The organism is Rickettsiella massiliensis 20B (assembly GCF_000257395.1).
Taxonomy (GTDB): Bacteria; Pseudomonadota; Gammaproteobacteria; order Diplorickettsiales; family Diplorickettsiaceae; genus Diplorickettsia; species Diplorickettsia massiliensis.
In genome coordinates this window covers 448,493-461,725 of the sequence record NZ_AJGC01000001.1, presented here as the reverse complement: position 1 = coordinate 461,725, position 13,233 = coordinate 448,493, and the positions used below count along the sequence as shown (strand labels likewise).

Sequence of the window (13,233 nt, the reverse complement as noted above, 5' to 3'; positions counted from 1 at the left end):
GTAAAGCAGCCATTTTTTTACAGAGTATGATGGACTCGTTTTCTGAGTTAGATGGATATTATTCCGCTATGATGATGTGGCCAGTGTTAGGTAGTATTTTGATTCCTTGTTCTCCAGCGATGCGAATTTTTTCCATGCATGCAGAAGAATTAGCGCCAGTCTCTTTTTTGAGTTTGCAAAAACAGCCCCGTAACCAATACGATAGGCAATATCAGGAATTTTTAATCAAAAAACCGGCTTGTGATTCGACTTTGGAGTGGTTTATTTCTCTGGAGACACTTTAAATCAGGCGATAAGAAAAAAACGAATCTATCCACTGATTATGTTTGGATTATTACTTACTTTTTTTAGTTGTAATCCGGATGTAGCACAGAATTCAGCGTTTATTTATATTGAGCTGATGATTCCGTTATTTTTAACTTTTCTTGGTATACCATACTTAATGAAAGGGGTAGAGACGACGATAGTTATGACGGATTCACTTTTCCAAAAAACCAACCAAGTTCCAAAACAAGCTGTTTATAGCAGCGCTGGAAAAGTTAGGCACGCTACCTCCGGTTGTTTTTTTAATACCGTCGATGAATCTGGGAATGACGAAGTTTTTTCTTGGGGATACGATATTGAGCCGTCTTTTTAATAAAACAGTCGATGAATCTTGGGGAGACGATCTTAGGCCGCCTTTTTTATAAAACAGATGAATCAGAAAAGGGTAAAATTTTTCTTGAGGAGACGCGAACAGCGACTGCATTAAATCAGAAGGAGGCGAGTGTTTCAGTCAATCGTTATTGAGCTACGGTTGCTTCGTTTCAACACGGCAGATGAGATGGCCTTGCGCTAATTGCACAAATACCTGCTCCCCGATAGCGACTTCTTGGCTATGCCGAATTAATTCATCCGTAGTGACGCGTTTGAGTAAGGCATAACCACGATCTAAGCTGGCTAAGGGGCTGATTGCCTGAATCATCCGTGCAAGTCCAGTCAGCGTTTGTTGATGGGTGTTGAGTTGTGTGTTGATCGCTCGGGTTAAGCGTTGGGTTAATTCATCACAACGTTGTGCTTGATCGTGGAGACGTTGCTGAGGATGACGGAGGCGTCGACTCAGATGTGCCAAAGTTTGCTGGTAATGCTGAGTTTGATTGCGGATTGCTTGGCGTAAACGTTGTGGGAGTTTGTTAAGCATCATAGCATATTCTTCGCCATTGGGTGTCGCCAACTGTGCCGCCATAGAAGGCGTTGCTGCACGACAATCTGCAACAAAATCGGCAATGGTAAAATCCGTTTCATGGCCTATCGCACTAATTAACGGTAATTCACTGGCAAAAATAGCTCGTGCTACGATTTCTTCATTAAAAGGCCACAGGTCTTCGAGTGAGCCGCCTCCGCGCGCTAAAATTAATACCTCGCATTCTCGGCGTTCATTCGCTTGTTTAATTTGCGCAGCAATTTCGCTGCAGCGCTGTTTCCTTGAACGCGGCAAGGATAAATAATCAAACGGCAAAACGTTTTTTCATGATCACGCTAATATCACGGAGGACCGCACCCGTTGCTGAAGTAATCACGCCCACTGTTTTTGGAAAAGTGGGTAATGCTTTTTTAGATTGCTCCGAAAATAAGCCTTCTTGAGCAAGACGTTGTTTAAGTTGTTCAAATGCTTGGCGTAAAGCACCTTCACCTGCTAATTCGAGATGCTCAACAATCAGTTGAAATTCACCGCGTATTGGATACAAGCTGACTTTAGCACGTACTAAAACTTGTAAACCTTCTTTAGGTTGCAGGATACCTTTAAAACGCTGTTTTCCATTAAACAGGGCACAGCGGACTTGAGCTTGTTTGTCTTTTAACGAAAAGTACCAATGTCCTGAGCTCGGGCAAGCAAAATTTGATATTTCACCTTCAATCCAGAGTGGCAAAAAGACATCATCTAGTAAATCTTGGACCATGTGATTGAGTGCAGAAACCGTATAAATCACGGTTGTTTTTCAGCGGTTACAGACGACATGGGAAGCGTATTTTTACTCATCGTTAGATTAAGAGCCCTATGCTCAGGTAAAGTCCTGGAATTTAACTGACCGCTTTTTGACGGCCCACCTCAACGACATTTTCTATCTGTTTAATTCGATCAAATAGTTTACTTAAGGCGCTCAGGCTCGGTATTTCAATTGTTAATTTAATATAGATTTTATTATCGATTTTATTATTCGAGCATGTCAGCGCTAATAAATTGAGTTTTTCATTGGTGATTAATGTCGAAATATCCCGTGTTAAGCCAGAGCGTTCGTAAGCTTCCACACAAATATCGACTGGATATTGTTGTTTTTCGACTTTAGCCCAGTCTGCACCGACAAGACGATCGTGTTTTCCGTCTTCTAAATTTAATAATTGTAGACAATCTTCACGATGTAACACAATTCCACGGCCTTGCGTGACAAAGCCACGAATCGAATCCCCCGGAACGGGTTTACAACAGCCGGCGGTTTGTGTGAGCAGATGGGTTAACCCCTCAACGGTGATTCCTTCGGCAATCGTTCGGCTGGGTTTGGAAAGTAAGATAGCCGTGGTTTCTTCTGTTTGCGTTTCAGGGATTGGATCCGGTTTTTGCAGGGCATTTAACAGTTGAGTGATTCGTAGATCCCCACTGCCTAATGCGGCTAATAAGTCTTTCTTATTTTTGAAATGTAATCTTTGCGCGATTTTTTCCTGATCAATCGAATTTAAACCCAGACGTTGACATTCTTTTTCTAACAAAATTTGACCGTCGGCCACATGTTTATCATAACCTTGGCTCTTAAACCAATGATGTCAGGTAACCTAAATTTGGATTTAACCAATCACGACTCGGACCGCCTTCTTTGACATCGCCGATTTTTAATTGGTAAACCAGTGGCACAATGCCATTATTGACTTTCGCCCCTCGGCAACGATGACCGATAGAACTATGAATATGATAGGCAAAATCTAAAGGAGTGGCGCCTTTTGGTAAATCTAAAATATCGCCATTGGGTGTAAACACATAGATGCGATCATCTAAAACCGTTGTTAATCCCGGGACAGCACTTTTCCCTTGCTTCACCAATTCTTTTTGCCACGCTAATACCTGACGTAACCAGGCAATTTTAATTTGATAATCGGCTTTTTGTTGTGCGGTTTCTTTATATTGCCAATGCGCGGCTAAACCATGTTCTGATTCATGATGCATTTTTTGAGTACGGATTTGAATTTCCAGAATTTTTTTATCCGGTGTCAGCACCGCTGTATGAATGGAGCGATAACCATTGGCTTTGGGGGTGGCAATATAATCGTCAAATTGTCCACTAATCGGTGTCCATAACTCATGAATAATACTTAACACGGCGTAGCAGTCATCAATATTGTTCACCAAAATACGAATCGCATTTAAATCATAGAGTTCTTCAAACTGTAATTTTTTCTGTTGCATTTTTCGGTAAATGCTATGGATATGTTTGACACGACCATATAATTGAAAATCATTGACCCGTGATTTTTGGAGGACAACATGCAATTGATTAATTAATGTTTCGACATAGGCTTCTCTATCCACTAAACGAGATTGGAGTAACCGTGCAATTTTGTTGTAGACCTCTGGGTCTAAGTAGTGTAGCGATAAATCTTCGAGTTCCCATTGTAATTGCCCAACACCGAGCCGATTGGCGAGCGGCGCATAAATATCGAGTGTTTCGCGTGCATAAGATCGCTGAATCGTTTCATCTAAAGTATGCAGAGTACGCATCATGGCGACCCGTTCGGCGAGTTTGACTAAGACGACGCGCATATCCTTGACCATCGCTAATAACATTTTCCGGACGTTTTCCAATTGGGTCTGATAAATTGGATTGGACATCGGGACAATCCGGATTGCGTCCATTTGTTTGGTACCTTCAATTAACCGGGTGACTTGAATGCCTAAATGCTCATTAATCGTTTCTGGGCAGAGTTCCGCATAATTGACTGCACTGTAAATAAGTGCCGCAGCAATCGTTTCTTTATCAAGATGTAAGTCCAACAAGACACGAAGTTTCAGTCGGTGTCGGTCGATTTTCGCCAATAATTTGACTTAAAACGCAGGCTTTACGGATAAAAGCAAAATCTTCTGGACTCCGCTGCATGGCGGCATAATGTAACCAACTTTCCAGATTAACACTGCCGTCAGCATTTAAATAAAGCGAGTCTTTTATTTTAACCATCTCGTTTGACCCTTATTGTTGATGCATATTCACAAATCTTGATTAAAGTGTATTTTTTGCTAAAAATTCACAAATCCGATTTTCTAATAAACGATATCCACCCTGATTATTTCTCCCAGGGATGACATCGTTGACTAAAATGGCAAAAGCAAGTGTTTGATGATTCACCGTTCGAATATACCCCGCCAAACTACTAATACCATGCATGCTGCCTGTTTTTGCGTGAATACGTCCGAGCACCGGGCCCCCTAAGCGATTCTTCAACGTCCCATCTTGGCCTGAGTTGGGTAAGGATTCAAAGAATAAATCACTTTCTGGTAATTGGTGATAAGCATATTTAAGTAACTGAATGAACACCCGGGCAGAGACTAAGTTATTTCGAGATAGCCCAGAACCATCGACCATCACGACATCGTTAAAATTCACGTGCGCACGCGTCGCAAGAATGGCTTGAATCGCATTTCTTCCTGTTTTCCAGCTACCTTGCGTTGAAAAATAAAGTCCACCTAACTTTTTCAATAAGCTATCGGCGATTAAATTATCTGACTTTTTAAGCATATTTTTGACTAAAAAAGCCAGCTCAGGTGAACTATTTTCTGCTAAGGTTTTTGCGGTCGGTGTCGTACGACCATAAACCATCTTATTGTAATGAATCGATTGACTACGTAATAAACCCGATAAAATATTATACGTCGCTAAATTGGGATTTTGCAGTGCCACCGCAAAAGAAAGGGGTCCAACTTTTGGCGAGAGATAACCACGCAGAGTGTAATGATTATCTTTGTTTTGTGGATTCGGTTTAAAATCTAAAAAATAATGCGCTTTCTTTTTTAAACGTTGTGTGGTGGCCTGATTATCAATCTTGATCCCAAGATGACGGTTACTTTTTACGACCGTCGGGTGTTTCGATGAATCGTCGCGGTGACCGGTGCCGCATAGCAGAAGATCTTATCGTCTACCACGCGCCCGGGTGGCCAAGTACTGCGATCGAGCGCAGTATCATCAATCACGACATTTCCTTGGATGGAATGAATTTTTTGTTCACGCAAAGTGGCTAACATTTCTTTTAGATCCGTTAACGTTAGGTTTGGATCACCACTAAATTGAATGTAAAGATCTCCCTGTAGGGTGCCATGGATAATTTTTGCCTGACTCTCTTTCAGTAAACGCGTTTTAAATTGAAAGTTGGGTCCAAGGTAGTCCAAGGCAGCGATACCAGTAAATAACTTTAAGGTGCTCGCCGGAATTAATTGTCGATCGGGATGATATTGGTAAAGTATTTTCCCGGTGGACAATGACTCCACCATAATTCCGACGGAAACTCCTTTAAACTGTCGGACAATATAATCTAAATTCGTTTGGACTCGGGACAAAGTGCGATATGAAGTATCCGCATACGCCGCGGTGATTGATGAGGTGGCACATAATGCACCAAGGATTCCCCCCGCGTACAAAACAAAGCGAGTGATCATTCGAACCCAAGTTTTTAATAAAGTCATAAAACCTATCGCGTAAATAAACAAATGGCTTCACTATGTGGTGTATGTGGGAACATATCCATAATGCCAGCTTGACGTAAACGGTACCCTTGTTTGGCCAATAGACCGGCATCGCGTGCAAGACTGGCTGAATTACAAGAAACATACACAATTCGTTCTAATGTTGGCTGCGTTTTAAGTTGTTGAATAATTTCGCAGGCACCCGAACGCGGTGGATCGAGTAATAATTTATTAAAAGGCGTTGACCACCAAGCGCTCTGACGAACGGGCTGGAATAAATCAGCAGTATAAAATGTCACGTTAGATAGCTGGTTTGCGAGTGCATTGTGTTGCGCACGAGTGACTAAGTTTGCACAGCCTTCTACACCGACCACTGTCTGGGCACGTACCGCCATCGGCAAACTAAAATTACCGAGACCACAAAATAAATCTAATACCTGATCTTGGGAAGTTAAATCAAGTAATGCAATCGCTTGCTTGATCATTTTTTGATTTATTACGGCATTAATCTGGATAAAATCCTGTGGCTCAAAGGTTAAGACTAAGTCTTGTGCACGTAAGCCCAGACCTTTTAAGCGATAACTTAACGGCATTGGGTTCTGCTCTGGCCAAATGCAATGTGTGGTTTGTTCATTTCCAGGTTGGAGATATAGTTGTACGTTATAATCTTGCGCAAATTGTTGCAAGGTTAATTGATCGGTCTTCGATAAGGCCACAAGATGGCGAATAACCAACGCTAAGGTGTCATCACCTAATGCCGCTTCAATTTGTGGAATCTGTTGATAGGCCTCTAATGAAGCGATTAATGTTTGTAAAGGGGTAATGAGTCGCGCAATCGCTGCTTCCAGTGTCGCACAGTGATTCAGTTGTGCCAGGTAACGACCATTTTTTTCACGAAAGCCGACTAACACTCGTTGCTTTTTCGCGACATATTTCACCCCCAAACGAGCACGACGACGAGCCCCAAACCGGTCCGCTGAGTGGAGCAAGCCATTGCTCGGCTTGTCGGCCAGCAAAGTGGGTCAGTTGTTCGCGGAGGATTTCTTCCTTATAACGTAATTGTGCGTCAGAGTGGAGATGTTGTAAGCTACATCCCCCACAAATCGAAAAATGTTCACAGTGTGGGACCGTTCGCTGGGGGGCCAGTGTCAAGATTTCAATGGTTTGTGCTTCATCGTATTGGCGATGTCGTTTCGTATAACGAATCAGTACTTCCTCACCCGGCAGGGCGTTTTCAACAAATACTTTTTTACCTTGTTGTGCACCAATACCGCGACCTTCATGAGATAGTTGATCAATGGTCAGGCGAGGTGGGGTTTGGGTTGAAGAATCGGTTAATGAGACCATGCGTTTAAAAACTCGCTAAAATGAGGTTTATTTTCCTGAATGAGCGTTTGCCGTACTTTATCACATTCTTGCTCATAATCTGATTCGGTTAAATTCCCTCTCATTAATTCAAAACGTAGATAAATAAGATAGGTATTCAAAACATCGGTTTCACAGTAATGACGAATTCTGTCTGGATGACCTTCGAGAAAAGTTTCCCAAACTTGAGCGCCATCCATCCCAAGTTTTCCTGGAAAGCCGAGCATGACTGCAATTTCGGTAAGCGGTGCATTGGCACGTCCTTGATAAGCGGACCAATATATCCATTAAATCGGTATGTCGAGTGTGATAACGGTTTAAATAGTTATTCCAGCGAAAACGGGTATCGCCTTGTTCACCGGTATTCCAATAACTTGGGCTACTAATACCATGTAATAGCGCGCGATAGTGTAAAACCGGTAAATCAAAACCACTGCCATTCCACGAGACTAAGCTAGGCAAATATTTTTCTAAACATTTAAAAAACGCATCGATGAGATTTTTTTCACGGGAGTGCACATTTCCTAGCGAGGCAATTTTAAACCCATCGGGGGTCCGTAACGCCAACACGTTGTAAGTGAGGCGGTAAGAAATCACTATGACCTTTTTCTAGGCGTTTTTGGCGCATGATGTCGGCAATGACTTGATCGCTTTCATGTTCTAATTGATAAAGGCGACGACCACTTTCCACATCAGGAACGGTCTCAATATCAAACACAAGAATATTCATAGTGATGCGGGTGTAACCCATAAATAAACGCTTTTCTCACCCTGAGAAGGGTTCAACATACCAATCGACTACTTAATTGATTCCGTCTTGTGATCACTCTCTCAACAAAAGAAGATTGGTTCCCTAAAGATAACGTGACACAAGCTTAGTATAAAAACATACTTTCATAGACTTGGCTAGCGCCAACCCCATTCATTTTTAGACTATCGATGCGTTTGTTTTCAAGAAATCACTTTAAAAAAATAATAAATCAATTTACTATGCGTGTAACCCGGGTCCGTCATCTCAGGTCGATCTGTGGGTAAAATCTACCTGTGTGGGGCTAGATTAACGTAGAATCATCCCTTTTATCGTCAAGAACAAAGGCCATCCCATGAGAATTATTTTGTTAGGTAGCCCGGGTGCGGGGAAAGGGACACAAGCAAAATTTATTGCCGAGCATTATGCGTTACCGATTATTTCAACCGGAGATATGTTGCGTGCCGCCGTCAGTCAAGGTACGCCACTTGGACAGCATGCCAAAACATTAATGGAAAGCGGACAATTACTGCCTGATGAGCTGATGATCCAATTAGTAGAAGAACGTATTCGTGCACCTGATTGTGAGGCAGGGTTCTTATTGGATGGTTTTCCACGAACTTTGCCGCAGGCTGAGGCGTTACGTCGTCAGAAAGTGCCCATCGATTTAGTGATCGAAATCGCCACCGAAGATGAAGAGATTGTTCGTCGTTTAAGTGGGCGGCGCATTCATCCGGCATCGGGTCGTGTTTATCATCTGCATTATCATCCACCACGTATTCCTAATCGAGATGATCAAACAGGCGAAGTATTAGTTCAGCGTGAGGATGATCAAGAAGTCACGATTCGTGAACGTTTACGCGTTTATCATCAACAAACTAAACCCTTGATTGCTTATTATCGTGATTGGCAACGTACTGGGGATGCCCATGCGCCCGCGTATGTACAAGTCGATGGGAGTGCGTCAGTGGATCACGTGCGTCAGCAGATTATTGAAGTCTTAAACCCATGGTCATGGGCCCAGTCTCGTAAATAAGCGTTTCAGCCTGGCATCCATGTTAAATATTTAACATGTTGATAATAGTTAGTGAGATTTACTCTGTTGCAAGCCAAGAGAGCACAGTATAATGATCGGTACCATATAATATGATTGAGAAAAAGATGAGTCAGCGAACTGTTCTTTATTCTGAGCATCAATCTGCCGGCGCAAAATTCGTTCCATTTTCTGGCTGGGACATGCCTTTATATTATCAATCGCAGCTGCATGAACATCACGCGGTTAGACAAGCAGCGGGTTTGTTCGATGTTTCACATATGCTGGCGGTTGATTTATTAGGAAAAGAGACTTTGGCGTTTTTAAGCCGGATTTTAGCGAATAATCCGCAAAAACTGACGCCTGGGAAGGCATTATACAGTTGTTTGCTCAATGAACAGGGCGGCATTATCGATGATTTAATCGTTTATCAACTGGATGAACAACGGTATCGTGTCGTAGTGAACGCAGGTAATCGTGAGATCGATGTGCCCTGGTTTTATCAACATGCGCAAGCGTTTAACGAAGTCGAAGTGATGCCACGTGAAGACTTAGCAATTTTAGCTTTGCAAGGACCGACTGCACGAACGCAGCGGCTACGGTTAAGTGAACATCAACAAGCTCAAGTACTCGCACTCAAACCGTTTCATTGTTTGGAATATGATGATCTTTTTATTGCTCGAACCGGTTATACAGGCGAAGACGGCGTAGAAATGATGTTACCTCTTGCTCAAGCCGGTGCCATGTGGAAATCACTGCTTGCGCAAGGAGTGACTCCGTGTGGGTTGGGTGCGCGGGATACACTGCGCTTAGAGGCGGGTTTCAATCTGTATGGCACGGATATGGATACAACGACCACCCCATTGGAATCAAATTTAGCGTGGACGGTTGCCTGGGCACCATCAGAGCGTGATTTTATTGGTCGCCAAGCGTTAGCGCAAGCTGTACCTCAACAAAAACTTGTTGGTTTATTGTTGGAGGAAAAGGGACGTATTCTCCGCGGCGGACAAAAAGTACGGCTTTCCGAAACCACATATGGGACGATTACGAGCGGTAGCTATTCTCCGACGCTGGAGCGCTCAGTCGCTTTTGCACGGATCCCCATGGACTATCACGATCCTTATTGCGAAGTATTGATGAGAAATAAAACATTACGCACCCGAATTATTCAATTACCTTTTATTCGTAAAGGAAAAAAGGCTTTTAGCTAACGTATTTTTAAGAGAAATTGATTTTATGAGCACCATTTTAACGCATCTAAAATATACCCCTTCGCATGAATGGGTAGAATGTGAGACTGACCAGATTGTTCGTGTGGGAATTACCGATCATGCCCAAGCGTTATTGGGTGATATTGTTTTTGTGGAGTTGCCCACGTTGAATCGAACCGTGGCCCAAAAAGAAGAGATCGCTGTTCTGGAGTCGGTCAAAGCCGCGGCCGATGTGTATGCTCCGGTTTCGGGAGAGATTATTGAAGTGAATACACAACTTGAACAAGCACCCGAATCGATCAATCAAGAGGCTTATCACCAGGGTTGGCTGGTTCGTATCCAACTCAGTGATCCCAGTCAGTTGGAAAGTTTGTTAAGTCCAGCCGAATATCAACAACAAATGACTGTTGAGGCGGAATAAGGATATGCCGTTTATTCCACACACCGAAGTTGAAATACAAACGATGCTCGCCACCACCGGTGTTGCGACGATCGAGGAACTCTTTGCTGAAATTCCGCAAACCCTTAAAAATGTGGATTGGTCGGCGATACCGTCTGGTTTGAACGAGATGGAATTGAATCGTCTCATCCAAACACGCGCCCAACAAAATCAACTTGGGTGTTGTTTTATTGGTGCCGGTGCCTATGAACACCATATTCCGGCAGCGGTATGGGAGATTGCGAGTCGCGGTGAATTTATGACGGCGTATACCCCCTATCAAGCAGAAGCTAGTCAAGGAACGCTCCAACTTATTTACGAATATCAAACCATGATGTGCCGCTTAACCGGTATGGATTGTGCCAATGCGTCTTTGTATGATGGCGCTTCCGCGCTGGCTGAAGCGCTCTTGATGGCGGTTCGCGCAAATAAGAAAAGTCAATCAAAGCGTTTTTTAATTCCACAAACTTTGCATCCTTTTATCGTCAAACCCTACAGACGATCGTGACTCAGCAAGGGATTGAATTAATTGAAGTGCCTTTTAATGAACACGGTGTGATGGCGACGGCAGCACTCGCTTCTTGGGAGAATATCGATATTTGTGGGCTGATTATTCAGCAACCGAATTTCTTTGGCGGACTGGAGTCAATTGATGCGCTGACCGATTGGGCACATGCGCAAGCGAGTTTTGTGATTGCGGTGGTTAATCCAACGACGTTGGGAGTGCTTAAAGAACCAGGACAATGGGGAACACGTGGCGCGGATATTACGTGTGGGGAAGGACAACCTCTCGGTATTCCTCTGGCGGGAGGGGGGCCTTACTTTGGTTTTATGGCGTGTAAAAAAGAGGGGGTCGAATTGTTGGGCGAACGTTAGATAAAAATGGAAAAACCGGTTTTACCTTAACGTTACAAGCGCGTGAACAACACATTCGACGTGGAAAAGCTACTTCGAATATTTGTACGAATCAAGGGTGGTTAGTGACGGCGGCGACGCTTTATCTAAGTTTGCTTGGCCCAACTGGATTACAAAATGTCGCGTTGGCTTCGTATCATCACGCACAACAATTGGCTAAACAACTGAGTACCATTTCTGGTGTGGATTGTTTATTTCAGCCGTTCTTTCATGAATTTGTGATTCGTCTCCCGCGGCCTGCGGCGGAAATACTGCCTGCCTTAGCAGAGCGCGGGATACAAGGCGGCTTTGATTTGGCGCCTTACTATCCGGTATTGGGACACGCTTTATTGGTCTGTACTACAGAAACTAAAACACAGGCAGATTTGGATGATTATCAACAACAACTTTTTTCTTTACTCGCAACCTAACTCACTATGCTGATTTTTGATTTAAGCCAACCTGGCCGGACCGCTTCGGCGCAGATTCCTCAATCCCCAATCACGGTGGATGCGCTTGATTTACCGGAAAATCTTTTGCGTACTCAAAAGCCAGCTTTGCCTGAGTTGTCTGAGTTACAAGTGGTGCGTCATTTTACGCGCCTTTCACAAAAAAATTTTTCAATTGATACCCATTTTTATCCTTTAGGTTCCTGTACGATGAAATATAACCCCCGTGGGATGCATCGTTTAGCGTCTTTACCGGGTTTTCTTAACCAACATCCGTTGGCCACGGCTGAAACGAATCAAGGAACATTACAGTCGCTGTTTGAATTTCAGGAGTTATTAAAAACGGTGACGGGGATGGTGGGTGTGTCTTTGACACCCATGGCGGGCGCGCAAGGTGAATTTGCCGGCGTTGCGATGATTAAAGCCTATCATCAAGCACGTGGCGATCAACAACGAACTGAATTTTTAGTACCGGATGCGGCGCATGGCACGAATCCAGCGTCGGCCGCCATGTGTGGTTATACGTTACGCGAAATTCCAACGAATAAAAAAACTGGTGATATCGATTTAGAGGCACTGAAAATCGCTGTGGGTCTTCAAACAGCGGGGATCATGCTCACGAATCCTTCAACCTTAGGTATTTTTGAGCGTCAAATTGAAATGATTGCCCAAACAATTCATGAGGCGGGTGGGTTACTGTATTACGATGGCGCCAATTTAAATGCGATTTTAGGGAAAGTACGGCCTGGAGATATGGGATTTGATGTGATGCATTTGAATCTGCATAAAACCTTTGCGACACCCCATGGCGGAGGTGGACCCGGCGCTGGCCCGGTGGCGGTGGCGGCTCAAGCCGATTATCCCGACAGTATTGGACGCTTATCGACGTTTATGGGTAATCAGGGCATCTTGTTGCGCGCTTATTTTTATGCTCGGTTATTGGGTCGCGAAGGGTTGCGTCGTGTCGCTGAATTTGCCACGCTCAATGCGAATTATCTTTTTGCACGTTTTCAAGCCATCGGTTATACAGCCGCTTTTCCGCAACGTCGTGCGAGTCATGAATTTATTTTAACGTTAGCGGACTTAGTCAAACAGTACGGTGTCAATGCGATGCATGTGGCGAAACGTCTGCTTGACGATGCGATCCATGCTCCGACAACATATTTGTTAATTGAGCCGACAGAAACGGAAACCAAACAAACGCTTGATCACTTTATTGCTGTCATGGAAACCATCCGTCAGGAATGTGAAGCGAACCCGGATTTATTACAAAATGCGCCCCATCATCTTTCCGTACAACGCTTAGATGATGTGAAAGCTGCCCGGGAGCTCGATGTAGTATTGAGTTAAATAAAACGAACCGGTGAATTTTTAGGCATATCACCGGTTCGTT

The 13,233-nt window shown here is 43.7% G+C and carries 18 protein-coding genes and 1 pseudogene; 7 read left to right on the top strand and 12 right to left on the bottom strand.

Annotated elements, in window-relative coordinates; all coding sequences use genetic code 11:
• The first annotated feature begins 26 nt into the window (after positions 1-26).
• Together S3O_RS0102660 and S3O_RS0102655 are read left to right on the top strand one after the other, a co-directional pair.
• Complete coding sequence (locus S3O_RS0102660; protein WP_156792699.1) at positions 27-284, top strand: hypothetical protein; 258 nt, start codon at positions 27-29, stop codon at positions 282-284.
• A 38-nt stretch (positions 285-322) separates the two neighbouring features.
• Positions 323-637 (top strand): hypothetical protein, encoded by a 315-nt coding sequence (locus S3O_RS0102655; RefSeq protein ID WP_010597515.1) that lies wholly within the window; start codon positions 323-325, stop codon positions 635-637.
• Between the two features lie 153 nt (positions 638-790).
• On the opposite strand, the gene xseA (S3O_RS19420) is transcribed toward S3O_RS0102655, so the two are convergent.
• From xseA (S3O_RS19420) to S3O_RS18585, 12 genes are all read right to left on the bottom strand, one after another.
• Entirely contained in the window at positions 791-1,498 is a 708-nt protein-coding gene (gene xseA, locus S3O_RS19420; protein ID WP_010597514.1) for an exodeoxyribonuclease VII large subunit, read from the bottom strand.
• Complete coding sequence (xseA, locus tag S3O_RS19415) at positions 1,488-1,970, bottom strand: exodeoxyribonuclease VII large subunit (protein WP_010597513.1); 483 nt, start codon at positions 1,968-1,970, stop codon at positions 1,488-1,490. Before xseA (S3O_RS19415) ends, xseA (S3O_RS19420) begins: the two co-directional genes overlap by 11 nt.
• A gap of 91 nt (positions 1,971-2,061) precedes the next feature.
• The gene (locus S3O_RS15130; RefSeq protein WP_010597512.1) at positions 2,062-2,763 is read right to left on the bottom strand and encodes an ACT domain-containing protein; all 702 of its coding nucleotides are present in this window, start codon (positions 2,761-2,763) and stop codon (positions 2,062-2,064) included.
• Between the two features lie 22 nt (positions 2,764-2,785).
• Complete coding sequence (locus tag S3O_RS15125; RefSeq protein ID WP_192805858.1) at positions 2,786-4,024, bottom strand: RelA/SpoT family protein; 1,239 nt, start codon at positions 4,022-4,024, stop codon at positions 2,786-2,788.
• Positions 4,005-4,202: a hypothetical protein gene (locus tag S3O_RS17045; RefSeq protein WP_050816824.1), complete on the bottom strand. Its 198-nt coding sequence runs from the start codon at positions 4,200-4,202 to the stop codon at positions 4,005-4,007. Before S3O_RS17045 ends, S3O_RS15125 begins: the two co-directional genes overlap by 20 nt.
• 42 nt (positions 4,203-4,244) lie before the next feature.
• Complete coding sequence (dacB, locus tag S3O_RS19410) at positions 4,245-5,063, bottom strand: D-alanyl-D-alanine carboxypeptidase/D-alanyl-D-alanine endopeptidase (RefSeq protein ID WP_268869434.1); 819 nt, start codon at positions 5,061-5,063, stop codon at positions 4,245-4,247.
• A 26-nt stretch (positions 5,064-5,089) separates the two neighbouring features.
• Entirely contained in the window at positions 5,090-5,701 is a 612-nt protein-coding gene (dacB, locus tag S3O_RS19405; RefSeq protein ID WP_156792697.1) for a D-alanyl-D-alanine carboxypeptidase/D-alanyl-D-alanine endopeptidase, read from the bottom strand.
• A gap of 5 nt (positions 5,702-5,706) precedes the next feature.
• Positions 5,707-6,690 carry a 23S rRNA (uracil(1939)-C(5))-methyltransferase RlmD gene (gene rlmD, locus S3O_RS13395; RefSeq protein WP_202797995.1) on the bottom strand — a complete coding sequence of 328 codons (984 nt, stop codon included), beginning with the start codon at positions 6,688-6,690 and terminating at the stop codon, positions 5,707-5,709.
• Entirely contained in the window at positions 6,593-7,048 is a 456-nt protein-coding gene (locus tag S3O_RS17955) for a TRAM domain-containing protein (protein ID WP_010597510.1), read from the bottom strand. The genes rlmD and S3O_RS17955 overlap by 98 nt, the downstream gene beginning before the upstream one ends.
• Complete coding sequence (locus S3O_RS19400; RefSeq protein WP_268869406.1) at positions 7,036-7,293, bottom strand: hypothetical protein; 258 nt, start codon at positions 7,291-7,293, stop codon at positions 7,036-7,038. Before S3O_RS19400 ends, S3O_RS17955 begins: the two co-directional genes overlap by 13 nt.
• Positions 7,199-7,636: a 3'-5' exonuclease gene (locus S3O_RS19395; RefSeq protein WP_268869405.1), complete on the bottom strand. Its 438-nt coding sequence runs from the start codon at positions 7,634-7,636 to the stop codon at positions 7,199-7,201. The genes S3O_RS19400 and S3O_RS19395 overlap by 95 nt, the downstream gene beginning before the upstream one ends.
• On the bottom strand, positions 7,605-7,757 hold the full coding sequence (locus tag S3O_RS18585) for a hypothetical protein (protein ID WP_235776155.1): 153 nt from the start codon (positions 7,755-7,757) through the stop codon (positions 7,605-7,607). Before S3O_RS18585 ends, S3O_RS19395 begins: the two co-directional genes overlap by 32 nt.
• 412 nt (positions 7,758-8,169) lie before the next feature.
• On the opposite strand from S3O_RS18585, the gene adk reads away from it, so the two are divergent.
• The 5 genes and pseudogenes from adk to gcvPB all read left to right on the top strand — a co-directional run bounded on the left by adk (position 8,170) and on the right by gcvPB (position 13,190).
• Positions 8,170-8,850, top strand: a complete 681-nt coding sequence (adk, locus tag S3O_RS0102610) for an adenylate kinase (RefSeq protein WP_010597508.1) — start codon at positions 8,170-8,172, stop codon at positions 8,848-8,850.
• Positions 8,851-8,975: 125 nt separating this feature from the next.
• On the top strand, positions 8,976-10,058 hold the full coding sequence (gene gcvT / locus S3O_RS0102605) for a glycine cleavage system aminomethyltransferase GcvT (RefSeq protein WP_010597507.1): 1,083 nt from the start codon (positions 8,976-8,978) through the stop codon (positions 10,056-10,058).
• Between the two features lie 25 nt (positions 10,059-10,083).
• Positions 10,084-10,479, top strand: coding sequence for a glycine cleavage system protein GcvH (gene gcvH, locus S3O_RS0102600; RefSeq protein WP_010597506.1), 396 nt, complete (start codon positions 10,084-10,086; stop codon positions 10,477-10,479).
• A 4-nt stretch (positions 10,480-10,483) separates the two neighbouring features.
• A pseudogene (gene gcvPA, locus S3O_RS13385) lies at positions 10,484-11,822 on the top strand (aminomethyl-transferring glycine dehydrogenase subunit GcvPA).
• 6 nt (positions 11,823-11,828) lie between these two features.
• Positions 11,829-13,190: an aminomethyl-transferring glycine dehydrogenase subunit GcvPB gene (gcvPB, locus tag S3O_RS0102590; protein WP_010597502.1), complete on the top strand. Its 1,362-nt coding sequence runs from the start codon at positions 11,829-11,831 to the stop codon at positions 13,188-13,190.
• Positions 13,191-13,233 lie beyond the last annotated feature (43 nt).

What these genes read in the sequence shown, in the direction of transcription:
- S3O_RS0102660 (WP_156792699.1), top strand. Translation starts at nt 27, where the DNA reads ATGATGGACTCGTTTTCTGAGTTAGATGGATATTATTCCGCTATGATG.
- S3O_RS0102655 (WP_010597515.1), top strand. Translation starts at nt 323, where the DNA reads ATGTTTGGATTATTACTTACTTTTTTTAGTTGTAATCCGGATGTAGCA.
- S3O_RS17045 (WP_050816824.1), bottom strand. Translation starts at nt 4,202, where the DNA reads ATGGTTAAAATAAAAGACTCGCTTTATTTAAATGCTGACGGCAGTGTT.
- dacB (WP_156792697.1), bottom strand. Translation starts at nt 5,701, where the DNA reads ATGACTTTATTAAAAACTTGGGTTCGAATGATCACTCGCTTTGTTTTG.
- S3O_RS17955 (WP_010597510.1), bottom strand. Translation starts at nt 7,048, where the DNA reads ATGGTCTCATTAACCGATTCTTCAACCCAAACCCCACCTCGCCTGACC.
- S3O_RS19400 (WP_268869406.1), bottom strand. Translation starts at nt 7,293, where the DNA reads ATGCTCGGCTTTCCAGGAAAACTTGGGATGGATGGCGCTCAAGTTTGG.
- adk (WP_010597508.1), top strand. Translation starts at nt 8,170, where the DNA reads ATGAGAATTATTTTGTTAGGTAGCCCGGGTGCGGGGAAAGGGACACAA.
- gcvT (WP_010597507.1), top strand. Translation starts at nt 8,976, where the DNA reads ATGAGTCAGCGAACTGTTCTTTATTCTGAGCATCAATCTGCCGGCGCA.
- gcvH (WP_010597506.1), top strand. Translation starts at nt 10,084, where the DNA reads ATGAGCACCATTTTAACGCATCTAAAATATACCCCTTCGCATGAATGG.
- gcvPB (WP_010597502.1), top strand. Translation starts at nt 11,829, where the DNA reads ATGCTGATTTTTGATTTAAGCCAACCTGGCCGGACCGCTTCGGCGCAG.